Source organism: Terribacillus saccharophilus, from assembly GCF_002272745.1.
Taxonomy (GTDB): Bacteria; Bacillota; Bacilli; order Bacillales; family Amphibacillaceae; genus Terribacillus; species Terribacillus saccharophilus_B.
Map to the genome: position 1 here is coordinate 32061 of NZ_NPBD01000002.1, position 25087 is coordinate 57147.

General features: G+C 43.3%; 24 protein-coding genes and 2 pseudogenes. 17 read left to right on the forward strand and 9 right to left on the reverse strand.

Annotated features, from left to right (window positions below):
- Positions 1–54 precede the first annotated feature (54 nt).
- Complete coding sequence (locus tag CHH58_RS02010) at positions 55–828, forward strand: Cof-type HAD-IIB family hydrolase (RefSeq protein ID WP_095261949.1); 774 nt, start codon at positions 55–57, stop codon at positions 826–828.
- Positions 829–859: 31 nt separating this feature from the next.
- On the opposite strand, the gene def is transcribed toward CHH58_RS02010, so the two are convergent.
- The gene (def, locus tag CHH58_RS02015) at positions 860–1414 is read right to left on the reverse strand and encodes a peptide deformylase (protein ID WP_095231009.1); all 555 of its coding nucleotides are present in this window, start codon (positions 1412–1414) and stop codon (positions 860–862) included.
- A 179-nt stretch (positions 1415–1593) separates the two neighbouring features.
- Between def and CHH58_RS02020 the strand changes: the two genes are divergently transcribed.
- The 6 genes and pseudogenes from CHH58_RS02020 to lpdA all read left to right on the forward strand — a co-directional run bounded on the left by CHH58_RS02020 (position 1594) and on the right by lpdA (position 7413).
- Positions 1594–2247 carry a YkyA family protein gene (locus tag CHH58_RS02020; RefSeq protein ID WP_095231008.1) on the forward strand — a complete coding sequence of 218 codons (654 nt, stop codon included), beginning with the start codon at positions 1594–1596 and terminating at the stop codon, positions 2245–2247.
- Positions 2248–2649: 402 nt separating this feature from the next.
- Positions 2650–3693: a pyruvate dehydrogenase (acetyl-transferring) E1 component subunit alpha gene (gene pdhA / locus CHH58_RS02025; protein WP_170937536.1), complete on the forward strand. Its 1044-nt coding sequence runs from the start codon at positions 2650–2652 to the stop codon at positions 3691–3693.
- 3 nt (positions 3694–3696) lie between these two features.
- Positions 3697–4674 carry an alpha-ketoacid dehydrogenase subunit beta gene (locus CHH58_RS02030; protein WP_038559838.1) on the forward strand — a complete coding sequence of 326 codons (978 nt, stop codon included), beginning with the start codon at positions 3697–3699 and terminating at the stop codon, positions 4672–4674.
- Between the two features lie 24 nt (positions 4675–4698).
- A pseudogene (locus CHH58_RS18855) lies at positions 4699–5230 on the forward strand (biotin/lipoyl-containing protein); the annotation flags it as partial.
- An 86-nt stretch (positions 5231–5316) separates the two neighbouring features.
- A pseudogene (locus CHH58_RS18860) lies at positions 5317–6000 on the forward strand (2-oxo acid dehydrogenase subunit E2); the annotation flags it as partial.
- 3 nt (positions 6001–6003) lie between these two features.
- Positions 6004–7413 (forward strand): dihydrolipoyl dehydrogenase, encoded by a 1410-nt coding sequence (gene lpdA, locus CHH58_RS02040; RefSeq protein ID WP_093879919.1) that lies wholly within the window; start codon positions 6004–6006, stop codon positions 7411–7413.
- An 11-nt stretch (positions 7414–7424) separates the two neighbouring features.
- On the opposite strand, the gene CHH58_RS02045 is transcribed toward lpdA, so the two are convergent.
- Together CHH58_RS02045 and CHH58_RS02050 are read right to left on the reverse strand one after the other, a co-directional pair.
- Positions 7425–8456 (reverse strand): C45 family autoproteolytic acyltransferase/hydolase, encoded by a 1032-nt coding sequence (locus CHH58_RS02045; RefSeq protein WP_095261950.1) that lies wholly within the window; start codon positions 8454–8456, stop codon positions 7425–7427.
- A gap of 74 nt (positions 8457–8530) precedes the next feature.
- On the reverse strand, positions 8531–10099 hold the full coding sequence (locus CHH58_RS02050) for a glycine betaine uptake BCCT transporter (protein ID WP_095261081.1): 1569 nt from the start codon (positions 10097–10099) through the stop codon (positions 8531–8533).
- 208 nt (positions 10100–10307) lie between these two features.
- On the opposite strand from CHH58_RS02050, the gene CHH58_RS02055 reads away from it, so the two are divergent.
- Complete coding sequence (locus tag CHH58_RS02055; protein ID WP_249275009.1) at positions 10308–11159, forward strand: polysaccharide deacetylase family protein; 852 nt, start codon at positions 10308–10310, stop codon at positions 11157–11159.
- 26 nt (positions 11160–11185) lie between these two features.
- Here CHH58_RS02055 and CHH58_RS02060 read toward each other — a convergent pair whose 3' ends face one another.
- The gene (locus CHH58_RS02060) at positions 11186–12658 is read right to left on the reverse strand and encodes an aminotransferase class I/II-fold pyridoxal phosphate-dependent enzyme (RefSeq protein ID WP_095231003.1); all 1473 of its coding nucleotides are present in this window, start codon (positions 12656–12658) and stop codon (positions 11186–11188) included.
- A 125-nt stretch (positions 12659–12783) separates the two neighbouring features.
- Between CHH58_RS02060 and CHH58_RS02065 the strand changes: the two genes are divergently transcribed.
- Positions 12784–13053, forward strand: a complete 270-nt coding sequence (locus CHH58_RS02065) for a UPF0223 family protein (RefSeq protein ID WP_095231002.1) — start codon at positions 12784–12786, stop codon at positions 13051–13053.
- Between the two features lie 40 nt (positions 13054–13093).
- On the opposite strand, the gene CHH58_RS02070 is transcribed toward CHH58_RS02065, so the two are convergent.
- Positions 13094–13717 (reverse strand): YktB family protein, encoded by a 624-nt coding sequence (locus CHH58_RS02070; protein WP_095261951.1) that lies wholly within the window; start codon positions 13715–13717, stop codon positions 13094–13096.
- 142 nt (positions 13718–13859) lie between these two features.
- Here CHH58_RS02070 and CHH58_RS02075 point away from each other — a divergent pair, with 142 nt between their 5' ends.
- Both CHH58_RS02075 and CHH58_RS02080 read left to right on the forward strand, forming a co-directional pair.
- Entirely contained in the window at positions 13860–14048 is a 189-nt protein-coding gene (locus CHH58_RS02075) for a hypothetical protein (RefSeq protein WP_095261952.1), read from the forward strand.
- 41 nt (positions 14049–14089) lie between these two features.
- Entirely contained in the window at positions 14090–14890 is an 801-nt protein-coding gene (locus tag CHH58_RS02080) for an inositol monophosphatase family protein (protein WP_095261953.1), read from the forward strand.
- A 25-nt stretch (positions 14891–14915) separates the two neighbouring features.
- Here the strand turns inward: CHH58_RS02080 and CHH58_RS18285 are convergent, their stop codons facing one another.
- From CHH58_RS18285 to CHH58_RS02090, 3 genes are all read right to left on the reverse strand, one after another.
- Entirely contained in the window at positions 14916–15080 is a 165-nt protein-coding gene (locus tag CHH58_RS18285; protein ID WP_164072046.1) for a DUF5325 family protein, read from the reverse strand.
- Between the two features lie 16 nt (positions 15081–15096).
- On the reverse strand, positions 15097–15300 hold the full coding sequence (locus CHH58_RS02085; protein ID WP_095230998.1) for a YlaI family protein: 204 nt from the start codon (positions 15298–15300) through the stop codon (positions 15097–15099).
- Between the two features lie 119 nt (positions 15301–15419).
- The gene (locus tag CHH58_RS02090) at positions 15420–15884 is read right to left on the reverse strand and encodes a hypothetical protein (protein ID WP_095230997.1); all 465 of its coding nucleotides are present in this window, start codon (positions 15882–15884) and stop codon (positions 15420–15422) included.
- Positions 15885–16047: 163 nt separating this feature from the next.
- On the opposite strand from CHH58_RS02090, the gene CHH58_RS02095 reads away from it, so the two are divergent.
- The 3 genes from CHH58_RS02095 to pyc all read left to right on the forward strand — a co-directional run bounded on the left by CHH58_RS02095 (position 16048) and on the right by pyc (position 21162).
- Complete coding sequence (locus tag CHH58_RS02095; RefSeq protein WP_038559874.1) at positions 16048–16338, forward strand: YlaN family protein; 291 nt, start codon at positions 16048–16050, stop codon at positions 16336–16338.
- Positions 16339–16486: 148 nt separating this feature from the next.
- Positions 16487–17731, forward strand: a complete 1245-nt coding sequence (gene ftsW / locus CHH58_RS02100; protein ID WP_095230996.1) for a putative lipid II flippase FtsW — start codon at positions 16487–16489, stop codon at positions 17729–17731.
- Positions 17719–21162 carry a pyruvate carboxylase gene (pyc, locus tag CHH58_RS02105; RefSeq protein WP_095261954.1) on the forward strand — a complete coding sequence of 1148 codons (3444 nt, stop codon included), beginning with the start codon at positions 17719–17721 and terminating at the stop codon, positions 21160–21162. Before ftsW ends, pyc begins: the two co-directional genes overlap by 13 nt.
- A 37-nt stretch (positions 21163–21199) precedes the next feature.
- Here the strand turns inward: pyc and CHH58_RS02110 are convergent, their stop codons facing one another.
- A complete protein-coding gene (locus CHH58_RS02110) occupies positions 21200–22108 on the reverse strand; it encodes a COX15/CtaA family protein (protein WP_283162793.1) in 909 nt (302 codons plus the stop codon).
- 266 nt (positions 22109–22374) lie between these two features.
- Between CHH58_RS02110 and cyoE the strand changes: the two genes are divergently transcribed.
- The 3 genes from cyoE (at position 22375) to CHH58_RS02125 (ending at position 25036) form a co-directional block, all read left to right on the forward strand.
- Positions 22375–23310: a heme o synthase gene (gene cyoE, locus CHH58_RS02115; RefSeq protein ID WP_095217503.1), complete on the forward strand. Its 936-nt coding sequence runs from the start codon at positions 22375–22377 to the stop codon at positions 23308–23310.
- 98 nt (positions 23311–23408) lie between these two features.
- The gene (locus tag CHH58_RS02120; RefSeq protein WP_095230994.1) at positions 23409–23930 is read left to right on the forward strand and encodes a GNAT family N-acetyltransferase; all 522 of its coding nucleotides are present in this window, start codon (positions 23409–23411) and stop codon (positions 23928–23930) included.
- An 80-nt stretch (positions 23931–24010) separates the two neighbouring features.
- Complete coding sequence (locus CHH58_RS02125; protein ID WP_170937493.1) at positions 24011–25036, forward strand: CAP domain-containing protein; 1026 nt, start codon at positions 24011–24013, stop codon at positions 25034–25036.
- Positions 25037–25087 lie beyond the last annotated feature (51 nt).

Here is a 25087-nt window from a genome sequence, read left to right on the forward strand (position 1 = left end):
AAGAAGTAGAGAAGAAAGATGCAAGGGCAGGAAAGACTAAGAGGAGGATGAACTATGGAGAAAAGAATCGTATTCCTGGATATCGATGGCACAATTCTGAACACAAAGGGTGAAATCCCGCAGGCAACTAAGGAAGCTGTTCAAGCGCTGAAGGATAATGGTCATTACGTTGCAATAGCGACAGGGCGGGCCCCGTTCATGTTTGAGGATATCCGTAAAGAGCTTGGTATTACTTCTTTTGTAAGCTATAACGGTCAGTACGTCGTCTTCGAAGGGGAAGTCATCCATCGTAATCCGATAGAACGGGAGCATTTGCTTCATTTATATAATGAAGCGTCCGAGAAAGAGCATGCGATGGTGTTTATGGGAGATACGATCATGAAGGCTTCAGAAACTGATAATGGATTTGTACGTGACAGTCTAGCATCTTTAGGGTTTACATATCCGGAAATTGATAAAGACTATTTTCATCATGAACCGATTTACCAAGCGCTCCTATTTTGTGAAGAGCATGACCTACATGTTTATGCGGATCATCATAAGCATGTACGGTTCATCCGATGGCATCCGCTCTCCTGTGATGTACTGCCCGGTGACGGTTCCAAGAAGATCGGAGTTATAAAGTTGCTGGAAGCAGCAGGTCTTTCTGTACAATCAACATATGCTTGTGGAGATGGATTGAATGATTTGGAGATGATTGAATTTGCAGGTACTGGTATTGTGATGGGGAATGCAGTACCAGAATTGAAGGAGCTCGCTGACATCCAGACAGCACATGTGGATGAGGACGGACTTGCGCTTGGTCTGAAAAAGGCTGGGTTGATATAAAAAACGCGCACTCTTTGAGAGTGCGCATTTTTTATAATTCTATCGGTTTAGAGTTATCCGGCTGTGCGAAAGGATCTTCTTTATTAATACGATCATAAAACATTGTTCCGTTTAAATGATCGATTTCATGTTGGAAGACCACAGCTGCGTAGCCTTTCAGGCGCAATTTGACTTCCTTGCCTTCCAGAGTGACTGCCTTAATTGTAATACGGGAATAGCGAGGTACGTATCCGGGTATTTCACGATCAACCGACAGGCAGCCCTCTCCACTCATCAAGTAAGTGTGTTCGACAGAATGACTGACGATTTTTGGGTTAAAAAGACCATATTCATAAAAGGTGCCGTTAGGATCTTCAAAATAAACAGCTATCATGCGCTTTGAAATACCGATTTGAGGTGCAGCCAAACCTACGCCGGGGCGAAGATCATATTTTGCGGCCAAATCATCATCCTGGCTATTTCTCAAGTATTCAAGCATATCTGTCAACGTTTGTTTATCTTCATCCGATGCGGGCAGCTCCACTTCTTTAGCAACTTGTTCAAGAATCGGATTGCCTTCTCGGATAATATCTTCCATGGTAATCATGCTGATCACTCCTTGCACTGTTACTTTTCCGTTCTATAGTGTATCACAAGAATGTCTGTATGACACCAGAATCAGTTTACAGAATCGTTTATCGTATTTCTTTCGCGAATTTTGTGTTTGGTATACAATGTAGGAGAATACATAGAAGCTGTGTGTAACATGGCAGAGGAGGATACGTTTTGCGCAAGTTAGGATTAGGCATACTCCTGATGGGGAGCGCTGTGGGACTCACTGCATGTAACAATGCATCACCGGAGGAGCAGGTCTACAATCATTTAGAGGAGACTGTATCTCTGGAATCGGGATATGTCGAGCAACAAGAGTCTTTGACAGATTTGGAAAAGAAAGAACAGGACTTATACAACGAAATTTTGCAGCTGGGTACGGATGAACTGGATCAAATCAAAAGTAAGTCCCAGGAAGCAATTGACTTGATCGGACAACGTAAAGATGCGCTTGCGAAGGAAAAAGAAAGCTTGGATGAGGCAGAAGCTGAGTTTAAGGAAGTGGATTCTATCATTGATGAGCTAGAAAGTGATGATGCAAAGCAGAAGGCTCAGACACTTTATGATACGATGGAGGCGCGATATAGTGCATATGACAAACTCCATGAAGCATATACGAAAGCGTTGGATGAAGATAACACTTTGTATGACATGTTCCAGCAAGATGACATTACGCAGGATGAATTAACCAGCCAAATCGAAAAGATTAATGCAGGTTATGAAGAAATCAAAACGGCCAATGAGGAATTCAATACACAGACAGAAGCGTTTAATGAACAAAAACAGCAGTTTTATGAAGCTGCGGGTCTGAATGTAGAGAACGAATAAGGAAAAACCCTTTTCTCGAAATGAGAGGAGGGTTTTTTTAATTGTACTGATACAGTATTAAAATAATGTGTAGTACAGTTGAGAATCCGAGAATTTTGAAGATTTCTTTAATACCGTTTTCATAAATTATTAGCAATATCTAATCTAAGATGTTGACGTTTTCCGGCAAGATAAGCTAAACTATAACAGGACATGAATTGTATCACTATTTGTTATCATGATTTATGTAACAGTTTTGTGTACTTCTGTTGTAACCGGTTAAACGGGGGACGGAGCGGGTACAGTAAACTATTGTGGTACTTCCTGTGTTTTTGGAAAGGCTATTACAGTAAATATAGTTCTAGGAAGGATAGGTGACTAGCTTTGAAACGTACGCTAGAAGGTATTGAAGAACAGTTTGAAATGCTTCAGATCCTTAACGAAAATGGCGAAGTTGTAAACGAAGAAGCTTTGCCGGATTTGTCAGATGAAGAATTGAAGGAATTAATGCACAGAATGGTGTATACGCGCATCCTTGATCAGCGCTCCATTGCATTGAATAGACAAGGTAGACTAGGATTCTATGCTCCTACAGCAGGTCAGGAAGCGTCCCAGCTTGGTACGCATTTCGCATTGGAGAAAGAAGACTTCATCCTGCCTGGTTACCGTGATGTACCGCAGCTTATCTGGCACGGTCTTCCACTTTATCAAGCATTCCTATTTTCTCGTGGTCACTTCCATGGAAACCAATTCCCTGAAGGTGTGAACGCGCTAAGCCCACAGATCATTATTGGTGCTCAGTACACACAAGCAGCTGGTGTTGCATTAGGTATGAAACGCCGCGGCAAAAAATCCGTTGCGATCACTTACACAGGTGACGGCGGTACTTCAGAGGGTGACTTCTACGAAGGTATGAACTTTGCAGCAGTTTATGATGCACCTGCAATCTTCGTTGTACAAAACAACCACTTCGCAATCTCTGTTCCTCGTGAGAAACAGACTAAAGCGAAAACGTTGGCACAAAAAGCAGTTGCAGTTGGTATCCCTGGTATCCAAGTAGATGGTATGGACGTACTTGCTGTATATGCAGCTACAAAACAAGCTCGTGAGCGTGCGATCAATGGCGAAGGTCCTACTTTGATCGAAACACTAACTTACCGTTACGGCCCGCACACAATGGCTGGTGATGACCCAACTCGCTACCGTACAGAAGAAATGGATACTGAGTGGGAAAGACAAGATCCATTGGTCCGTTTCCGCAAGTACTTGGAAGCTAAAGGCCTATGGTCTGAAGAAGAAGAAAACAAAGTGATCGATCAAGCGAAAGAAGAAATCAAAGCTGCGATCAAAGATGCGGATAACTATCCGAAAATGAAAGTATCCGACTTGATTAACAACATGTACGAAGTACTTCCTTCTAACCTTGAAGAACAATTGGAAGTGTACAAAGAAAAGGAGTCGAAGTAAGTCATGGCACAAATGACAATGATCCAAGCAATCACTGATGCTCTCCGTACGGAACTGAAGAATGACGAAAACGTTATGGTCTTCGGGGAAGACGTTGGTAAAAACGGCGGCGTATTCCGTGCGACTGAAGGTCTGCAAGCTGAATTCGGCGAAGACCGCGTATTCGATACACCACTTGCAGAATCTGCAATCGGCGGTATGGCTGTAGGTCTTGCGATCGAAGGCTTCCGTCCGGTACCTGAAATCCAGTTCTTTGGCTTCGTATATGAAGTTATGGACGCAATCAGCGGACAATTGGCTCGTTTGCGCTACCGTTCCGGCGGCACGCAAAGCGCTCCAGTAACAATCCGTGCGCCATTCGGCGGCGGTGTGCACACTCCTGAGTTGCACGCTGATTCCCTTGAAGGGCTTATGGCACAACAGCCTGGTCTTAAAGTGGTTATCCCATCTAACCCTTACGATGCAAAAGGTCTTTTGATCTCTGCGATCCGCGACAACGATCCAGTTATCTACCTTGAGCACATGAAACTTTACCGTTCATTCCGTGAAGAGGTTCCTGAAGAGGAATACACTGTTGAACTTGGTAAAGCAGCTGTTAAGCGTGAAGGTACTGATGTTACATTAATCGCCTATGGCGCAATGGTTCAAGCTTCTTTGAAAGCTGCAGAAGAACTTGAGAAAAACAATGTATCCGCTGAAGTTATCGACTTGCGTACTGTAAGCCCGATCGATCTAGATACAGTTCTTGCATCTGTTAAGAAAACTGGCCGTGTTGTAGTTGTGCAGGAAGCACAGCGTCAAGCAGGTATCGCAGCTCACTTGATCTCTGAGATCCAAGAGCGTGCAATCCTTCATCTTGAAGCGCCAGTAATGCGTGTCGCGGCACCAGATACTGTATTTGCTTTCTCACAAGCAGAAGAAGTATGGCTTCCAAACCATAACGACATCGTGGAAAAAGCAAACGAAGTAATCAATTTCTAAAAGCAGAATCAGGAGGTAATTATTTTGGCTTTCGAATTCAAAATGCCGGATATCGGTGAAGGTATTCACGAAGGTGAAATCGTAAAATGGTTCGTCAAAGAAGGCGACACAGTAGCAGAGGACGACGTACTTTGCGAAGTCCAAAACGATAAAGCAGTAGTAGAGATTCCATCTCCTTACGAGGGTACAGTTAGCAAGATTTCTGTAGGCGAAGGTGAAGTAGCAATCGTTGGTGATACACTTATCACTTTCGACGGTGAAGCTGGCGATGCTGATGGCGGAGATGCTCCGGCTCCAGCAGAGCAAGAACAGACTTCCATCCAAGCTAATGGTACTGAATCCAACGAAACTGTTGAAAAAATCAAAGAAGAAGGTCCTAAAGCTGAAGCTGGCGAAGCTCCATCTGGCGATCTAATCATCGCTATGCCTTCTGTACGCAAATATGCACGTGAGCAAGGCGTAGATATCAAACAAGTATCTGGTTCTGGTAAAGGCGGCCGTGTATTAGCTGAAGATATCGACAGCTTCAAGAACGGTGGCGCTGCTAAAGCTGCTCCACAAGCTGAAGCTTCTGAGCCAGCTGCAGAACAGAAAACATCTGCTCCTGTTGTTTCTGGTGATGAGTACCCTGAATCCAGAGAGAAAATGAGTGGAATCCGTCGCGCAATCGCTAAAGCGATGGTTAACTCTAAATCTAAAGCTCCTCACGTTACATTGATGGACGAAGTAGATGTAACTGAGCTAGTTGCACACCGTAAGAAATTCAAAGCGGTTGCTGCTGAAAAAGAAATCAAGCTTACGTATCTTCCATACGTTGCAAAAGCACTTGTTTCTGTATTGAAAAACTTCCCGATCTTGAACTCTTCCATCGATGATGCGACAGACGAGATCATCACAAAACATTATTACAACATCGGTATTGCAGCTGACACTGAAAAAGGTCTTCTTGTACCAGTTGTGAAAAATGCGGATCGCAAATCTATCTTCACAATTTCCCAGGAAATTAACGAGCTTGCTGTTAAAGCGCGTGATGGTAAACTTGCTCCGGACGAAATGAAAGGTGCTTCTAGCACAATCTCAAACATCGGTTCTGCTGGTGGTCAGTGGTTTACTCCGGTAATTAACTACCCAGAAGCAGCTATCCTAGGTGTTGGACGCATTGCTGAAAAAGCAATCGTTAAAGACGGCGAGATCGTTGCAGCTCCAGTGCTTGCACTTTCTCTAAGCTTCGACCATAGAATCGTTGACGGTGCGACTGCTCAAACAGCAATGAACCACTTGAAACGTCTATTGGCTGATCCACAACTAATCATGATGGAGGGATAACAAATGGTAGTAGGAGACTTCCCAATCGAATTAGATACTCTTGTGGTAGGTGCGGGACCTGGCGGCTATGTAGCTGCCATCCGCGCTGCACAAGAAGGGCAAAAAGTAACAGTAGTAGAAAAAGGAAACCTTGGCGGTGTTTGTTTGAACGTCGGCTGTATTCCTTCCAAAGCGTTGATCCAAGCTGGCCACAAAGTGGAATATGCTCATGGTGATGCGGATCTTGGTATCTCTACTGAAGGTGCGAAAGTAGACTTCTCTAAAGTACAAGAATGGAAAGCTAGTGTTGTAAACAAGCTTACTTCTGGTGTTGGCGGTCTATTGAAAGGTAACAAGGTAGATGTTGTTAGTGGTGAAGTTTACTTCGTTGATAAAAACACTGTTAAAGTAATGGATGAGAAGAGCTCTCAGACTTATACATTCAACAACTGTATTATCGCGACAGGTTCTACACCTATCGAGCTTCCTAGCTTCAAGTACACTGATCGTGTTCTAGATTCTACAGGTGCTCTTAACCTTAAAGAGATTCCTAAGAAACTAGTTGTTATCGGCGGCGGTTACGTAGGAATCGAGCTTGGTACTGCTTATGCTAACTTCGGTACTGAAGTTACTGTCCTTGAAGGATTGAAAGATATCCTTGGTGGTTTCGAGAAGCAAATGACATCACTTGTCTCCCGTAAACTGAAGAAAAAAGGCGTTAACATTGTGACTGAAGCTATGGCTAAAGGCGTTGAAGAAACTGCTGACGGCGTAAAAGTTACTTATGAAGCAAAAGGTAAAGAAGAAACTATCGATGCTGATTATGTACTTGTAACTGTTGGTCGTCGTCCTAACACTGCTGAAATTGGCCTAGAAGGCGTTGGAGTTAAGATGACTGATCGCGGACTTATCGAAATCGATGAGCAATGCCGTACTAACATCGAGAACATCTATGCAATCGGTGATATCGTAGAAGGCCCGCCACTTGCTCACAAAGCATCTTACGAAGGTAAGATCGCTGCTGAAGCAATCAGCGGTAAACCATCTGCTATCGATTACAATGGTATTCCGATGGTAGTCTTCTCTGAGCCTGAACTTGCTTCTGTAGGTCATACAGAGCAGTCTGCTAAAGATGCTGGCTACAAAGTGAAAGCTTCTAAATTCCCGTTTGCTGCAAACGGTCGTGCGCTATCTCTTAACGACAGTGATGGTTTCATGAAACTTATCACTCGTGAAGAAGACGGTGTTGTCCTTGGTGCTCAAATCGCTGGTCCTAACGCGAGCGACATGATTGCTGAGCTTGGCCTTGCGGTTGAATCTGGAATCACAGCTGAAGACATTGCACTTACAATCCATGCTCACCCATCTCTTGGTGAGATCACTATGGAAGCTGCTGAAGTTGCAATCGGCACACCTATCCATATCGTAAAATAATAAGAGAGAGCCTATCCTTCAGGGGGTAGGCTCTTTTTTATTGTTCCATATAATGTATCAATCTTTAAATCTCTTCCCGCAAACCAATCCTCTATGTCTATTTCCAACAGATTACCTCGAGCTAAGGCTGTTATTAACTGTCTCGTTTGAAAAGAATAAGCGAAGGTGTGTAAAGTACCGAATAGATGATCATAGTCATCAAAAAAGAGGGGAGAAGCTGGATTAGCAAATAAATTAAATAATTCCTTCTGTGTCATTTTGGATGTATCCGTATTTAGAATGAAATTATCCCGTTTAGCTGAACTCGTCATATCATGTCGATTAAATGCTTCTAAATCGCCGTGCTTAAAGTGGTTAACGCAGCTTAAGCCGGCTATTGAAGACCGCACACAAATCTTCTTTGGAGAGACTTCAATGACAGCGTGTGAACCTTTTGCATCTCCAACTGAGAAGTTGTAGCAAGCTGCATGGGGCAGCTCTTTGAATAGATCAATAACTTGCTGAGTTGTCTCACACATATCAAGTGCCATTCTAATAACAGACCAAGCAGACAAGCCTTTTTGGTATCCTGAATTACTGACAAAGTGCAGACCAATTGCCAATCCCTTTTCGTTTACTCCATCATGTCTGCCAAGTAGCTGAAGGTTATAGCCAATTGATCCATAAGCTTCTTCTGGTGCAATAAAGCTAAGGCAATGATCGTAAAGAGTAGGACTAAAATCATAATTGCGTACATATTGATACTGATCTACATAAGCGGAACATCCAAGAGCTTGTGGCCTTGGCATATTATAGCCGCTGTACAATACCGCCGCTTCCTGTTGCGTTATACCTAAACCATCTGCCAGACCCTTCACTTCATCTAATAAATGTGGAGCATAATTCGAGAATATTGCTTTAATTTCTTCATAATCGTTTCGCAGGAAAGAAAGCTGGCTGAATTGCTGGAGAATTGGATTCTCAGTATAAGCAGCTGCCGTTTTCTTTCCTATTTGATATGCATTTCCTCTAGCCTGAATGATAGCGGCTTGTATTTGTTCCATTAAATCACCTCTTCTGCAATCTAAACTTCAATAAAAATTGAGAGAAATCCTGCAAAAAGAAAAAGACAGGAGAATTAATCTCCTGTCTTCTTTCTCTGTGGTTCTGTTTTTTTATCTAGGTTTAGTCGTTTTGCTTCTCTTTTAAAGGTGATAATAAGTGATATGACTACTAAGATTAATATTATCGCAAATGGGAAGGCTGCAATAATCGATGCAGTCTGTAATGCGCCCAAACCGTCCGCTCCGCCAACCCACAATAGTATTGCAGCTGTCGCGGATTGAACTAATCCCCAAATCAATTTAACTGTCTTAGAAGGATTTAAATCACCATTGGTTGTCTGCATACCTAAAACGAATGTAGCTGAATCTGCCGAAGTAATGAAGAACGTTGCTATAAGCAGCAATGCCAAGACGGAAAGAATGATTCCTCCAGGAAGCTGTGTTAGCATAGCGAACAATCCTACTTCTTCACCAAGTGATGATATATCGGTATAAAGATCAATGCCTTGGAAGTATTCCATGTTGATAGCTGTAGATCCGAAAACAGCGAACCAAATTGCACCGAAGATTGTCGGAACAAGAAGTACGCCAGTGACAAATTCTCTTATTGTCCGTCCTCTTGATACTCTGGCAATGAAGGTGGCGACAAATGGTGCCCATGCAATCCACCAAGCCCAATAGAACAAAGTCCAATCTCCAATCCACGAATTGTCTGCATCGTATGGTGTCAGGCGCAAACTCCATTCAGGAAGATGCTGAACGTACTGTCCGAAAGAAGTGACAAGAGAGTTCAAAATGAAATTGGTTGGACCTAATAATAGAACTGCAATCATTAATAACAAGGCAAAGATAATATTGGCGTTACTGAGTATCTTAATTCCTCGATCCAAACCGCTGAGTGCTGAACCGATGAAGAGTACTGTTACGATAATGATAATAAGCAGTTCCGTAGTGAATGTTGGTTCAATTCCTTCAAACAAATAGGAAATACCGCCGCTTATCTGAATTGCACCAAGACCTAGTGAGGTAGCCACCCCAAAAATAGTTGCAAAAACGGCAATAACATCAATCACTTTACCAAGCGGTCCATATACACGTTTTCCGAAAATAGGTTCCAGAATAGCACTTATGACACCACCTCTGGATTGTTTTCGGAAAGTGAAATAAGCAATAGCTAACGCTAAGATCGCATAAATTGCCCAAGGGTGCAGACCCCAGTGAAAGAAGCTGTAAGCAATAGCGGTTGTACCTGCTTCACCTGTCCTAGCTTCATCTACAATAGATGGAGGGGAATTAAAGTGGTTAATAGGCTCTGAAGCACCCCAGAATACAAGACCTATACCCATGCCGGCACTAAATAACATGGCGAACCAAGTCAAATAGCTATATTCTGGCTTATCGTCTGGTTTACCTAAAGTGATTTTCCCGTATTTGGAAAAAATTAAGAAGAATGCAAATCCGAGGAGAAGCGTCGCGGTTATTAAGTAGAACCATCCAAAGCGATCCACAAGGAAAGATTGGACGACTGTCGTTACATTATTTACGTTTCCGTTCGGAAGTACAGATGCTGGAATGCTTCCCCAAATCAAGAAAGCAATTACGATACCCATACCCCACCAAAAAACGCTTGTAGTTTTCTTCATAAAAAGATCCTTTCTGCTTTAAAGCTCATATAATTTGCGTAAATAATCATTATATCAATCTCTACTTCATGTTCCTACCCATTACGACAAATTAGTAAACCCCGACCAGTACATTTCTACTAAACTCGACACGATATGACCTTCTTGCATTACAACTCCAAAACTTTCCTCTATAATGGCAGTATTATGTCAAATTGGAGGGTTTCTAGTGAAGAGATTTTTAGTATTTCCTACACTCATTTGCTTATCCGCTGTACTGATAAGCGGATGTGCTAGTACAGAAGAGACTAACAGTGAATCGGAACAAACGGAAAGTACGAAGAGTGCATCTTCCGAGCAGGAACAAACGAAGGAGAACGCGGAGGGAGAGAACGCTGAACCGCAGGAAGCTGAGGAGAAGCAGACAGAGAAACAGGAGGAGCAGCAAGAACCGCAATATAAGGTTTCTGAAGTTTCTTCCATAGTTCCGATCGATGATGCCAATTCACAGGTTGCACTGCTGACATTCGATGATGCACCGGATAAGCATGCTTTAGAAATTGCAGAGTCATTGAAGGAAGCCGATGCACCAGCGATCTTTTTCGTTAATGGTCACTTCCTGACAACTGATGAAGAGAAAGAAACACTGAAAAAAATCCATGACATGGGGTTTGCGATCGGAAACCATACATACAGTCATGCCAATCTGAATGATTTGACTGAAGAAGAAGCAAAAGAAGAAATTATCAAAGTGAACGAACAGGTTGAAGAGGTCATTGGTGAGAAACCCGAATTCTTCCGAGCTCCTTTTGGAGAGAATACGGATTACAGCAGGCAGCTGGCAGAAGATGAAGGAATGACAGTAATGAACTGGACTTACGGATATGATTGGGAGAGTCAGTACCAGGATAGTGACGCTTTAGCAGATATAATGGTAAACACGGAACTATTAGGAAATGGTGCAAATTTGCTCATGCATGATCGAGAATGGACAGCTGCAGCTGTGCCGGACATTGTGACAGGCTTGAGAGATAAAGGCTATGAGCTTGTTGATCCGGAAACAATTGAGCGACCTTCATAAAAAAACTCCCCATATGGGGAGTTTTTTTATTGAAAGGCATGGTGCTCTTTGATAACGCGAATGTATTCAATTGATTCATCCATTAAACCTTGCACCGGCAAACCTGCATCGAGGTTTCGTTTAATATAGCTGATATTTTCGGCACTAATGATTTCACCTGGAATGAAAATCGGGATTCCTGGCGGATAGACCATGATGGATTCTGCGCTGATTCGACCTTCTGCTTCTGCAAGCGGGATTGCTTCTGTATCTGCATAAAAAGCATCACGGGGACTTAAGGATAAGACAGGTATTTCTGGTACAGATACCTCTATTTCGGTAGCTGAAATTTCTGCTTGATGAAGGTCTGCCAAATCTGTCAATGCATCGATAAGCTGCTGGATTTCTTCAACTGTATCAGCTGGTGTAATCAGAAACAGCAAGTTATACAAGTCGGAAAGTTCAACCTCGATATTTTTTTCTTTTCGCAGCCAGCGTTCTGCTTCGCTGCCGGATATACCGAGCTGTTTTACAGACACAAGCAGCTTAGTTGGATCCATAGCAAAAGCTGCCTCTGAGCCAAGAATCTCTTCACCAGCACAATACAGGCCCTCTATGCCGTTAATGCTTTGACGTGCATCGTTTGCCAGCTGTATGCTGTGCGTGTTCATATCCTGGCCTTTGGTAGCAAGCTGGCGGCGCGCTGCATCCAATGATGCTAACAGAATATAAGAGGTACTCGTTGATGTGAGCATGGAAAGAACCGTCTGAACCTGTTCATGACGTACCAATCCCTCACGCAGATTCAAGATGGAGCTTTGTGTTAGTGAACCTCCAAGCTTGTGGACACTGGTAGCAGCGAGGTCTGCTCCTGCAGCCATGGCTGAAACTGGCATTTCATCGTGAAAGTGAATGTGAACACCATGTGCTTCGTCGACAAGAACAGGGACTTCGTAACGGTGGGATATTTCTACGATATGTGCTAAATCGGCAGCAACACCAAAGTAAGTCGGATTGATGACGAGTACAGCTTTTGCATCCGGATTTGCTTCCAGTGCTTTTTCAACAGCTTCCGGAGTGATACCGTGTGATATGCCAAGTGTGTGATCCAGCTGAGGATGCACGAAGACAGGTATCGCTCCAGAGAAGATGAGCGCGCTGGTTACAGATTTATGGACGTTCCGGGGTACAATGATCTTGTCCCCTGGTTTACATACACTCATGACCATTGCCATAATCGGAGTGCTTGTTCCCTGTACGGAAAAGAATGTATAGTCTGCTCCGAAGGCTTTGGCCGCAAGCTGCTGTGCTTCTTGGATCATCCCGTGTGGGTGATGCAAGTCGTCGAGAGGTTCTATATTTATCAAATCGATGGAAAGGGCATTCTCACCTATATATTCGGAGAATTCCTTATCCATGCCTTTTCCGGTTTTATGTCCTGGTATATGAAACTGCAATGGTTTATTCGCGGCATGCTTACGCACACCCTCGAATAGTGGTGCTTGTTCTTGTGAAAACATCTTAGCTGACACCTCTTTATATGTTAAAAACAAAAGAATTATAGCAAAACTGCACCACGATTACTAGCATCGCATGGAAAGTTATTTTCGTGTTACACTATTATCCAGGGAAAAGGAGGGATAGAATGAATTACAGCTATCCAATAGATGAAACGTGGTCGAAAGCAGAGATCATTGACGTAGTGAATTTCTTCTCATTAGTGGAGCGTACATATGAAGATGGAATTGTACGGGAAGATTTGCTGCTTGCATACGAACGTTTCAAGCAAGTTGTACCTTCTAAATCAGAAGAAAAGCAGCTGGATGCCAAGTTTCAAAAAGATTCCGGTTACTCCAGCTATAGAGCAGTTCAGAAAGCAAAGGCCGCTTCACAGGGTGCAAAAATCAATATGTAAAAAATCCCCTTCCTTTTATACAGGAAGGGGATTTTATGCGTTATACGGGCTCATAGGCAGCCTGTTCGTAAAGAATACCTGTATGTTTTAGGACATCCTGACACACCTTAAGGAAAGCTTCCTTAGAAGCAAGCGCCGGATCATCAGGCTGCAGATGAATTCCGCAAACTAGTTCAGCTTTTTTGACATGCTGCAGACGATCTGTAATTTTGTCATATAGCTCATCTGAAATAGGGGCAGCATCGGGTTTCATATGATCCATTGACCAGACGTAGTGAGAAGGAATAGATTCTAAAATATGCTTTTTCGCTTCTGTCATCTTCTGGCCAACAGTTTCTTTTAACGGACTTTCATAAATAAGTGCGAATTGGACAAAAACATGTGTACCCCACAGCCCAATCTGAAAATGAGGTAACTTCTTATATCCGCGTTTGCTCGAAGCAAGGGCGGACCATGTGTCGTTCGGTGCATTCTTCGTGCGTCGCGCATGCTTAGCGACATGGACATACATATCATGGTCTGTCACTTGCTCTGCGTATGGAGCTAGTTCTGTTGCAAGCATCTCCAATTTTGGAGAAAGGCGGCTGCGCAGAACTTCCATTCTTTCATCTAAACCATCTATTGTAAAAACATCGAAATCTTCTTTTGTGAATAATGCGGTCATTAGTGTCACTCCTTGCCGAAATCTCCTTTCATCATACCCGTCCAATAGTTAAAATGCAAGTGAGGAAAGGTTTACAAACCGCATAGCAGTGGTAAAAAGAAACAACTTGATAGATGGTATAAATAGATAGGAGGAGATCAAGATGGGTGATGTAATGGAGGCCTTAAGTAAAAGGGAAGCACAGGAGAAGGTGCCTGCTATACGTCTTGAAATCGATTATTTTCTAGTTACTTTGTCTGATGCTATGCAAAAGGAAGATGACAAAGCTGTGAAGGAAGCAAAAGCGAAGCTTCGTGTACTCAGCGAGCAATTGAATCGGTTCGAATCGTGAACTATTTGTGATAAGCTAGTGGAAAGAATGGGGGGCACATGATGGAGCAATCAATGAAGCATACATTGCATAAGCAAGCGCAACAGTGGGTGCTGGAAGCAGGACAGCTTATCAAAGAGAAGATGGATGAACCATTGGAGATCATGACAAAGTCAAGCCCGAAAGATCTTGTAACAAAGATGGATAAAGCAGTTGAGTCTTTCTTTTTGGCTAAAATACGTGAAAACTACCCATCACATAAAGTGTTAGGGGAGGAAGGTATCGGAGAAGCTGTTTCCGAAACGAAAGGTACAGTCTGGATAATCGATCCGATAGACGGTACGATGAATTTTGTCCATCAGAAATCAAATTTTGCTATTTCAATAGGAATCATACATGACGGTATTGCGGAAATCGGGGTAATTTATAATGTAATGGAAGATACGCTTTATCACGCAAAGCGCGGCGAAGGAGCGTTCAAAGGTGATTTTCAGCTGCCAAAGCTTGCCGAAAAGACGCTTGATCAATCGATTATCGAGCTGAACCATTTCTGGCTCTGCCCGAACCGTCGGGTGAATGAAGAAAAGCTGCAGCAGCTCGTCTATCGTGCAATGGGAACTCGTGCATATGGATCAGCAGCGTTGGAGCTTGCTTTTCTGGCTGAGGGGATTACGGATGCTTACTTAACCTTCAGTCTGCAGCCATGGGATTATGCTGGAGGATTTGTAATACTTCAGGAAGTAGGAGGAAAACTGACCGATGCAACAGGTGAGCCCGTCGATTTCCTGAATAAGACGACAGTAGTCGCAGCCAATAGCAGCATCCACGAGGAATTGATCAAGGATTACATCGAATTGAAATAAAAAAAGACGGGTTAGCCCGTCTTTTTTACTGTCCTTTTCGTTTAGCGAAGATACCGGCACCCATAATGAAGAAACCGGCGATGATCGCGACTGTCATTAAGCCATAGTTTTGGTAGCTGATCGTCACACCTGCTGCTACGAAGCAAGCAATTACTAATATTGCAGTCAGTAAAGCTAATCCCTTTGACATCGTTTCACCTCATTTATTAAATTAAAGGTTCATCTGTCTTCTTTTCCCGGTATAAATTAAAATTCCCGGTCGCTTTTCGTTCCTTCGTCCGTATTGAGATACGGTCCGAGCAATCGTTGCATATATGCATGCTATTGCGCCGATTCCGCAGTTTCTTTGCATGCGGACTTCCATCATCTATTTCTTCGACTATATCGCAAAGTACACATTTTACACGCATGCTATCACCTCAGGAGAGTATAATACTTTTTCAGTTTACCATACGATAAGCCATTGTGTGTATCTTACAGAAAGTCTCTATCAGTCATATCCGATCATAGTAGATTCTAAACAGGAACCTTAGCAGATTTTTATCTGACGAATTGCTTTGATAGGATCTTCCTTCCTGCTGGGCAGGTAGCAGTGAGCAGGTCCGGATTCTTTAATACTGCGCCCATCTACTGCGAAAAGGAACATACTTGCCTTAAGCTCGTCCAAAGGTGCGATTTCTTCACCAGAGTCTGTCAGAAATACCGCATGCGTGGCATCTTCTTGTATACTGGCTGTTTTGAGAAAATCGGAAATAGGCATTACATAACTGTTCTCGAGTGCCAGTTTTCTTTCAGCCTTTGTAAGACTCTTATTAATAGGCGGCTTCATCTTTTGCTGATAAATAGAGCGATCCCAGTGCTTTTCTTCCGCAACGGGAATTGACTCAACTTCTTTAAAAGCGTTTTCAAAAAGGATTTTGCGATCATCAAAAATCCAGACGGATGGATCAAGTGTGAGTGGAAAATCCACTCTGCCTGTCAGGGTGATTACCATATAGCGACACTTCCTTTTCCAGAGTATCTATAGATATAGCTTAACATAAAGATTGTGACAATTGACAACGATTCGACAAAAATATTACCTGGACGTGTCTTGCAATTTAGCAGGACTACCGCTAGAATTGTATAGAAGAAGTCTGTTTAACGGAGGGATAATATTGATATCTGAGATCACCGTTAGTAATCAAGAGAAAGCATATGCCCTTCTTTTGGCGGATGCTGATAAAATACTTAAACTAATCAAAGTACAGATGGACAATTTGACGATGCCGCAATGTCCGCTTTATGAAGAAGTACTCGATACACAAATGTTTGGTTTGTCACGTGAGATAGATTTTGCAATTCGATTGAATCTCGTGAAAGAAGAAGATGGAAAAGAGCTTCTTGAAAACTTGGAAAGGCAGTTGAATGTGCTGCATGAGGCAGCACAGCGGTCTATGCGTCCTTAACCGCTGGAGACCGCCTGCAATTGCTTGTACGGGCATCCCATACGAAAGATGAAACCCCATTGCCCTTTAATTCGGCGGGGTTTTTTTATTATTCTATGAATCTGGCGATTTGTAACGAGTGTAAAATACATACTATGGGAGCTTTAAGATGAAAAAAAGATTGCGTAATTTCGATTTTACTTTGCTATTCACTCCGCTGCTGCTGACTGCATTTGGCGCAGTAATGGTTTATAGTGCAAGTTATACGGTAGCGGTTGTCAAATTTGATCAGCCAGCCACTTCCTTCTTTATCAGAACATTGATTTGGATTGCTTTAGCGATGCCAGTCTTTGCATTTTTCTGTTTTGTTCCGTATCAGAAGTTCCAGAAATGGATTAAGCCGATCATGCTGGTTATCATTGCTATGCTTGTATTGGTTTTGTTCACAGGTAAAGTGAACGGATCCAGATCTTGGTTTAATCTTGGTTTCTTCAGCCTGCAGCCGGCAGAGCTGGCTAAAGTGGGTATGATCATCTATCTATCTGCAGTATATGCGAAGAAACAGAAATATCTGGACAGTTTCTCAAAAGGTGTTTTGCCGCCACTTATTGCATTAGGGCTTATACTTGGCCTGATTGTTATTCAGCCGGATGTTGGTTCAGCTTCTATTGTATTCCTAATTTCTTGCTCGATTATAGTCAGTGCAGGTATACGTTTGAGACATTTGAGCCTTCTGATTGCTGCAGGTGTCGGACTTATACTCGCTGTAATGCCGCACATGATCAACGAAGAACGTATCTCGCGATTCACTGGAGCTTATCAGCCATTCAGTGAAGATAATGTTCAAGACGGAGGCTTCCAGCTTGTACAATCCTATCTAGCTATCGGAAATGGAGGTATTTTCGGAGATGGATTGGGACAAGGCATCCAAAAGCTAGGTTATCTGCCGGAACCGCACACAGACTTCATTATGGCTGTCATAGCGGAAGAGCTCGGATTTATCGGAGTTGCTGCCGTATTGGCGATGCTTGCGATCATTGTATTACGCGGTTTTTATATCGCCAGACAATGCCGAGACAGTTTCGGTTCTTTATTGGCAATAGGCATTTCGTCGATGGTGGGGATCCAGACCTTCATCAATCTGGGCGCAATCACCGGTCTATTGCCAATCACAGGTGTTACACTGCCATTTGTCAGTTACGGTGGTACATCCTTGATGATTCTATTCGCTTCTATGGGTATATTGAATAACATTGCCAAGCATGTACGTTCTCAAGAGCTGATCGTGTCAGAAAGCACCTTCACGCAAGATAAGCGGGGAAGACGTCCCTCCAATCGACAGAGGATCCGCACCACTAGTACTACTACACAAACCAGGGAAAAGACTAGAGGAGGAGAACGATGGACGAACTAAGGGGAATCAACAAAGTTCTAGTAGCAAATAGAGGGGAAATTGCGATACGTGTATTCCGGGCTTGTGTCGAGCTTGGAATACATACAGTTGCAATCTATTCAAAAGAGGACAAATCCTCCAGTCACCGCTTCAAAGCGGATGAGGCATATTTAGTCGGCGAAGGGAAAAAGCCGATTGATGCCTATCTTGACATCGAAAATATTCTTGAAATTGCGAAAACTTCCGGTGCAGACGCTATTCACCCAGGCTATGGATTTCTTTCTGAGAACATCCACTTTGCAAGACGCTGTGAAGAAGAAGGAATCATCTTTATCGGCCCGCGCAGCGAACAGTTGGACATGTTTGGGGATAAAGTGAAGGCGAGACAGCAGGCGTTGCTTGCAGAAATACCAGTCATCCCAGGAAGTGATGGACCAGTCCAAGAGCTGGACGAAGTTAAAGCTTTCGTCGAAAGTCATAACTTTCCAATCATCATCAAAGCTTCTTTGGGCGGCGGCGGGCGAGGCATGCGTGTCGTACGCTCGGCGGATGAACTTGCCGAAGCTTATGAGCGAGCGAAATCAGAGGCTAAAGCTGCATTCGGCAGTGATGAAGTGTACGTTGAGAAGCTTATTGAAAATCCAAAACATATTGAGGTACAGATCCTTGGGGATAGTGCCGGAAATATTATACATTTATACGAACGCGACTGTTCCATACAGAGAAGGCATCAAAAAGTTATTGAAGTAGCTCCAAGTGTCGGCTTGCCGGAAACACTTCGAATTGCTATTTGTGATGCGGCTGTTAAATTAATGAAAAATGTTTCCTATTTGAATGCTGGAACAGTTGAATTTCTTGTGGCGGATAACAACTTCTATTTCATCGAGGTTAATCCTCGTGTTCAAGTAGAGCATACAATCACCGAGCTGGTTACAGGAGTAGATATCGTTCAAACACAGCTTTTGCTTGCTCAAGGGTACAGCCTTTCAGATGAACGCCTTCATATCCCTGCACAGTCAGAGATAAGAACAAACGGCTATGCGATTCAAGCACGTGTGACAACGGAGGATCCGCTTAATAACTTTATGCCAGATACCGGGAAAATTATGGCTTATCGTTCCAGTGGCGGATTTGGTGTTCGTTTAGATGGCGGGAATGCGTTCCAAGGATCCGTCATTAGTTCCTACTATGATTCCTTGCTTGTAAAAGTATCGACTTGGGCAGCGGATTACAAACAAGCAGCGTACAAGATGGAAAGAAACCTTCGAGAGTTCCGTATCCGAGGCATTAAGACAAACATCCCATTTTTGGAAAACGTGATCCTGCATGACAAATTTTTGTCTGCAGACTATACAACCGGCTTTATCGATGAAACACCGGAATTGTTCAACTTCCCGAAACGGCAGGATAGAGGAACAAAAATGCTCCAGTATATCGGCTATACAACTGTTAATGGATTTGATGGCAGTGGAAAGGCTGAGAAACCTGAGTTTCCGAATCCAAGAATTCCAAAGCTTTCAAAAGGGCTTGATTATCAAAACGGAACAAAGCAGATTCTGGACGCGCATGGTCCTGAAGGGCTTTCCGACTGGCTGAGAGAGCAGGAAGAAGTCTTGCTAACAGATACAACCTTCCGTGATGCTCACCAATCACTTCTTGCTACACGTGTTAGAACGAAGGATCTATTAACAATTGCTGAGCCAACTGCGAAACTATTGCCTAACCTATTTTCTGTCGAGATGTGGGGCGGTGCTACCTTCGACGTAGCTTATCGTTTCCTAAAGGAAGATCCTTGGGAGCGATTGACTAAACTACGGGAGAAAATGCCGAATGTGTTATTCCAAATGCTGCTTCGTGCAAGCAATGCTGTCGGTTACAAAAACTATCCGGACAACGTTGTAGAGAAATTTATCAAAGAAAGTGCCGAAGCTGGCATTGATGTATACCGTATCTTCGATAGCTTGAACTGGATTGAAAATATGAAGCCCGCTATCGAAGCTGTACGACTGCAAAATAAGGTGGCAGAAGCTGCGCTTTGTTACAGTGGAGATATCCTGGATCCGAGCCGGACAAAATACGATCTAGCTTATTATACGAAGATGGCAAAGGAACTCGAATCAGCAGGTGCACATATTATCGGTATCAAGGACATGGCAGGGTTGTTAAAACCACAGGCTGCATATGATCTGGTCAGCGCTTTGAAGGATACCGTATCACTTCCGATTCATTTGCATACGCATGATACGAGCGGTAATGGTGTCTTGACATATATGAAGGCTGTAGAAGCTGGTGTTGATGTCGTCGATGTTGCTGCAGGTTCAATGGCTGGTCTAACTTCTCAGCCTAGCGCCAGCTCTTTTTATCACGCAATGCAGGGGATGGAGCGCAGACCGTCCATCAATGTTGAAAATTATGACGAGCTTGGTTCTTATTGGGAAGATGTCCGCAACCGCTACAGTGACTTCGAAAGCGGCATGAAAGCTCCGCATGCAGAAGTATATCTGCACGAAATGCCAGGCGGGCAATACAGCAATCTGCTGCAGCAGGCTAATGCAGTTGGATTAGGTGATCGCTGGGATGAAGTGAAGGTAATGTACAGAAGGGTAAACGATCTTTTCGGAGATGTTATTAAGGTAACACCTTCTTCTAAAGTTGTAGGTGACATGGCGTTATTCATGGTTCAAAACGACTTGGATGAAACTAGTGTCATTGAGAGAGGTGCAGCTCTTGATTTCCCGGATTCTGTCATAGAATTCGCACAAGGCTACCTCGGACAGCCATATGGCGGCTTCCCGAAAGAATTACAGAAGGTGATTGTAAAGGATCGTGAAATAATTACGGAACGACCTGGCGAATTGTTACCTCCTGTCGATTTTGATCAGCTGCGAAGTGAATTGGATGAGAAAGTGGAAGCTGACATCACGGAACAGGATGTTGCTGCTTACTCACTGTATCCGAAAGTATTTGAAACATACGCAGCCTTCAAAGAAGCTTATGGTGACTTGTCTGTACTGACAACACCAACATTCTTCTATGGTATGAAGCTGGATGAAGAAATCGAAATTGAAATCGAACCAGGAAAGACCTTGATCGTAAAGCTTGTCGCAATTGGCGAAGCGGGTTCGGATGCAATGCGGACGATCTACTTCGAATTTAATGGACAGCCTCGCGAGGTTCTAGTGCGTGATGAACAAGTTCAGGCCACAGTAAAGACGACACCAAAAGCTGATAAACAGAACAAGAAGCATATTGGTGCAACAATGCCTGGAACAGTTATCAGATCATTGGTCGCTGGCGGTGCGCAAGTACAAAAGGGTCAACAGCTCCTTATTACAGAAGCGATGAAGATGGAGACAACAGTACAAGCGCCATTAGATGGAACGATCAAAGAAGTATACGTTAAAGATGGAGAACCGATTCAGGTTGGAGATTTGCTTGTAGAATTTGAATAAAAAAAATCCACTGCCGCTAAGATGGCAGTGGATTTTTTTATAGTTCTTTTTCGTATTTCGCGCTTCGGAAGGACAGCATGATATAGTAAGTCATGATTCCGAAGTAGACACTGATAATCAACGAATGCATGAGAGCCACGAATAAATTCATTCCAGTGAAAATGACAAGCATACCGACGATTGCTTGTGCGGACAGAAGACAAAAGCTGATGATCCAGCCTTTAGTCATCACCGCATGTCCTTTGTAACGACGAAGCACCTGAATCATGATGATTAAGGACCAGACAAGCGCTAGCATAGCTGCGCCACGGTGAAGCATCTGTACCATTTGAGCTGTGCTCAATCCGAAAAGACCTGGATCTGCATTCGAGCATAGAGGGAAATCTCCGCAAACAAGGCTTGCATTCATATGACGTACAAGCGCTCCGGTATAGACAACCAAATAAATGAAAATTGTATGCAGATAAAATTGAATTCGCATTCCTTTTCGGATAACAAGCGCGCGGGCATCGAACTTCTTGTCCACTTCAAATACTATGAGAGTAAGCAGAAGCACAGAAGCGAATGAAATAAGCGAGATCCCGAAATGCAGCGCCAATACAGTATCGGATTGCTGCCAAACAACAGCTGCTGCTCCAATTAATGCTTGTATTACAAGAAAGGCTACTGCCACGATGGACAAGAACTTAACTTCTCGAATATGACCGATTTTACGCCAAGCGAGGATTGCCAGTAACAGAATGACGATCCCCATTGTTGAAGAAACAAATCGGTGGGCAACTTCTATAATAAGCTCGGGCGTAATGTTGGTTAATGCCCCTTCACACAACGGCCAGCTTTGTCCGCAGCCATCAGCTGAGCCCGTCTTGGTAACAAGGGCACCGCCAAGCAAGATGAACAGCATACCTATGGTGCTGATCACAGATAAGGTTTTCAATAATTTCACGTATAAACACCTCTTATATACAAACTTATAGCTAGGATAAAAACATTAAGCCTATCGTAACATGAAATCTATTTATAGAAGGACAAATTTCTTGTCAATTTTATGACCTGTGCTTTTCCACTTCAATGAATGGAGTGAGAAGATAAGGTATTAGTTCAGCAAATTGTCAAAAACCGTTTCGATTGACGCAGCTGGACGTGTTACAATATTAAAAGTGTGATAGAATACAAGAATTATGGTTAACCAAGCAGAAAGGATGTGCTGGTGTGGAAAAGATCGAAACAACTTCTTCACAAGTATTGAACGGTGCTGAACAGGCCGATTCTACTACTAGTCTGTGGACAGACTTTAAGGCGCTTATAAAAACTGGTATTATAAATTCAAATCTATTGACGGCTTTCGGCGGTTTCTGGCTCGCGCTGTATATGACGAACCAACAATTCGTCGACCATATCCCGACGTTCATTTACATGATGCTCGGAAGCGGTTTGGTCATTGCTGGCGGATGTGTAATCAATAACTATTACGATCGTGATATCGACCATGTGATGAAACGGACGAAAAAACGTCCGACGGTAACAGGTACGATTCCACTTTCTGTTGTACTTACGATGGGAATTGGATTTACAGTCCTTGGCGTAGGATTTCTATTCCTGACAACTTGGCAAGCTGCAGCGATTGGTATTTTCGGCTGGTTTGCTTATGTTGTACTTTATACGATGTGGTCTAAACGTCGTTATACAATTAATACAGCAATCGGAAGCTTCTCCGGTGCGGTTCCTCCGCTAATCGGTTACGCGGCTATCGATGGCGGTTTGAGCACAGAAGCTTGGATCGTTTTCGCTATCATGTTTATCTGGCAGACGCCGCATTTCTTAGCATTGGCTATGAAAAAAGCAGATGATTATAAAGCTGCTAATATCCCAATGCTGCCTTCTGTATACGGCTTTGGTATTACGAAGCGCCAGATTGTCGTTTATACAGCATGTTTGCTTCCGCTTCCATTCTACCTAACTTCTCTAGGAACTGTATTTGTTGTCATCGCCAGTGTATTAAACGTTGGCTGGCTTGCAATCGGTATAGCTGGGTTCTTTATGAAAAATGATTTGAAGTGGGCGACATGGATGTTCGTCTTTAGCCTGAACTACTTGATGATTTTCTTTATCGCACTTGTGGTTTTCACAACTCCTGCGATATTCTAATAAAAAACACCTCCATATGGAGGTGTTTTTTTGTGTTTATGTAGTAGGAAGTAGCGGGAATAAGAACCATAAATGTGCATCGGAGAGAGGGAAAGTAAATGGATATGGAAACACCGCGTTTAATTATGAAAGCTATAACAATGGAGATGGGAAAGCAGCTCGTTCGATTTCCCGTTACCTTCTTTTATGAACAGGAAATTTCGTATGTGACGGATTGGCCGAAAAATGCCCTGAAGGCAGAGCTGCCTCTTTATCTGGAGGAATTTGAAACTGGACAGACAAGCTTTGGTTTTGGACCATGGATTTTACATACAAAATATCAAAAGGATATGGTCGGGGACGTATTTATTAAACAACCTCCTCAAGATGCTGCTCAAGCTGAATTATATTTTGATATTCGTGAGGAGATGCAAGGTAAAAGATACGAAGATGAAGCAATAATCAGCATTTGCGATTGGCTGCTGAAGCATGGCATCGAGACAATACATGCATTCTGTAAGCCAGAGGAGGAAGAAAAGCAAGAAGTCCTAACAAGATGCGGCTTCAAAAAGCTTGGTCAGGTAGGAGGATTGATTCAGTTCCGAACTTATGGACAACTGCTTCCCGCAGATGGTATGTGAAGCTTGTCGAAGGAGTCGACTATCTCCGAATTGGATTTTGTATTATAATAAGTGCAACTTATGGAAAGGGGGCAGGATGCATGAAGAGCTTACGAATCGTATTATTGTTACTCGTAGTTGGAGCAGGCGTGCTGTTCTTTTGGAACAAGGATGATTATCTGGCTCCTGCCCAGGATGCAAAGTCAGGAGATACAGAGCAAACACCAAAAGCGGAAGCTGCCCAGAAACCGAATGGTGATATAGAACGCTGGATAAATCAAGCGCCTGATACATTAGAAAAGGATCAAGGGGAACCAGATCGGATTGATCAATCTTCTTATGGTTATGAATGGTATATATATGATAAAGGTGATGCTTATGCACAGTATGGTGTAAAAGATGGGCGAGTCATCTCTGCCTTTGCTGTCGGTGAAGCATCTCTTGCAAAAGCGAAGCTTGGTGAGAGCCGGGAGGAAGTAGAACAGGATTATCCGCTTCAAGAAGAAGTTTCATTCCGATATGATAGCAATCGATATACATTCAAGCTGAAGGAAAAGGATCAGCAGATACAGCCTCTTGCCCAGATTGGTGATGGTTTGTTCGCTCAGTTTTATTTCGATACATTTGAGGATGAACTGACTGCAGTGCGAGTTCTGACTGATGATCAGCTCGTAATGGAGCGGCCTTATGATGTAACATATACAGGTCAGCTGCCTGAGCAGCCTCAGCTATCAGATGAAGAATGGCAGCAGGTGCAGGAAGGAATGGAACAGCAGGTCATTGATATAACGAATGTTATGCGGTCATATTTTGATGTCCCGCCGCTCGAATGGAATGATCAGGTAGCCGCTGTTGCGCTTGGCCATAGTGAAGACATGCAGAAGCAACAGTATTTCTCTCATGTGACGCCAAGTGGTGAGGAACTTGGAGATCGGTTGGCTGACGGTCAAGTCAGATTCCAAAGTGCAGGTGAGAACATCGCCGCTGGCTATACAGATGCTCCTGCAGCAATGATTGGCTGGCTGAATAGTGAAGGGCATCGCAAAACAATGCTCGACGCATCATATGAAGAGCTTGGTGTAGGCGTGTATCGTTACTACTATACGCAGAATTTTCTTTTACAATAACGGGGTTTCCGCTGAGGAATCCCGTTTTTTTGTGTCATTTCCTAAAGTCTT

Coding starts and splice junctions, on each gene's coding strand:
- CHH58_RS02050 (WP_095261081.1), bottom strand. CDS start 10,099: ATGAAGAAAACTACAAGCGTTTTTTGGTGGGGTATGGGTATCGTAATT.
- CHH58_RS02085 (WP_095230998.1), bottom strand. CDS start 15,300: ATGCGTGTAAAATGTGTACTTTGCGATATAGTCGAAGAAATAGATGAT.
- def (WP_095231009.1), bottom strand. CDS start 1,414: ATGATTACCATGGAAGATATTATCCGAGAAGGCAATCCGATTCTTGAA.
- CHH58_RS02065 (WP_095231002.1), top strand. CDS start 12,784: ATGAATTACAGCTATCCAATAGATGAAACGTGGTCGAAAGCAGAGATC.
- pyc (WP_095261954.1), top strand. CDS start 17,719: ATGGACGAACTAAGGGGAATCAACAAAGTTCTAGTAGCAAATAGAGGG.
- ftsW (WP_095230996.1), top strand. CDS start 16,487: ATGAAAAAAAGATTGCGTAATTTCGATTTTACTTTGCTATTCACTCCG.
- CHH58_RS02080 (WP_095261953.1), top strand. CDS start 14,090: ATGGAGCAATCAATGAAGCATACATTGCATAAGCAAGCGCAACAGTGG.
- CHH58_RS02060 (WP_095231003.1), bottom strand. CDS start 12,658: ATGTTTTCACAAGAACAAGCACCACTATTCGAGGGTGTGCGTAAGCAT.
- CHH58_RS02090 (WP_095230997.1), bottom strand. CDS start 15,884: ATGGTAATCACCCTGACAGGCAGAGTGGATTTTCCACTCACACTTGAT.
- CHH58_RS02120 (WP_095230994.1), top strand. CDS start 23,409: ATGGATATGGAAACACCGCGTTTAATTATGAAAGCTATAACAATGGAG.
- CHH58_RS02045 (WP_095261950.1), bottom strand. CDS start 8,456: ATGGAACAAATACAAGCCGCTATCATTCAGGCTAGAGGAAATGCATAT.
- CHH58_RS02030 (WP_038559838.1), top strand. CDS start 3,697: ATGGCACAAATGACAATGATCCAAGCAATCACTGATGCTCTCCGTACG.
- CHH58_RS02075 (WP_095261952.1), top strand. CDS start 13,860: ATGGGTGATGTAATGGAGGCCTTAAGTAAAAGGGAAGCACAGGAGAAG.
- CHH58_RS02125 (WP_170937493.1), top strand. CDS start 24,011: ATGAAGAGCTTACGAATCGTATTATTGTTACTCGTAGTTGGAGCAGGC.
- CHH58_RS18285 (WP_164072046.1), bottom strand. CDS start 15,080: ATGTCAAAGGGATTAGCTTTACTGACTGCAATATTAGTAATTGCTTGC.
- CHH58_RS02010 (WP_095261949.1), top strand. CDS start 55: ATGGAGAAAAGAATCGTATTCCTGGATATCGATGGCACAATTCTGAAC.
- pdhA (WP_170937536.1), top strand. CDS start 2,650: ATGCTTCAGATCCTTAACGAAAATGGCGAAGTTGTAAACGAAGAAGCT.
- CHH58_RS02070 (WP_095261951.1), bottom strand. CDS start 13,717: ATGACCGCATTATTCACAAAAGAAGATTTCGATGTTTTTACAATAGAT.
- lpdA (WP_093879919.1), top strand. CDS start 6,004: ATGGTAGTAGGAGACTTCCCAATCGAATTAGATACTCTTGTGGTAGGT.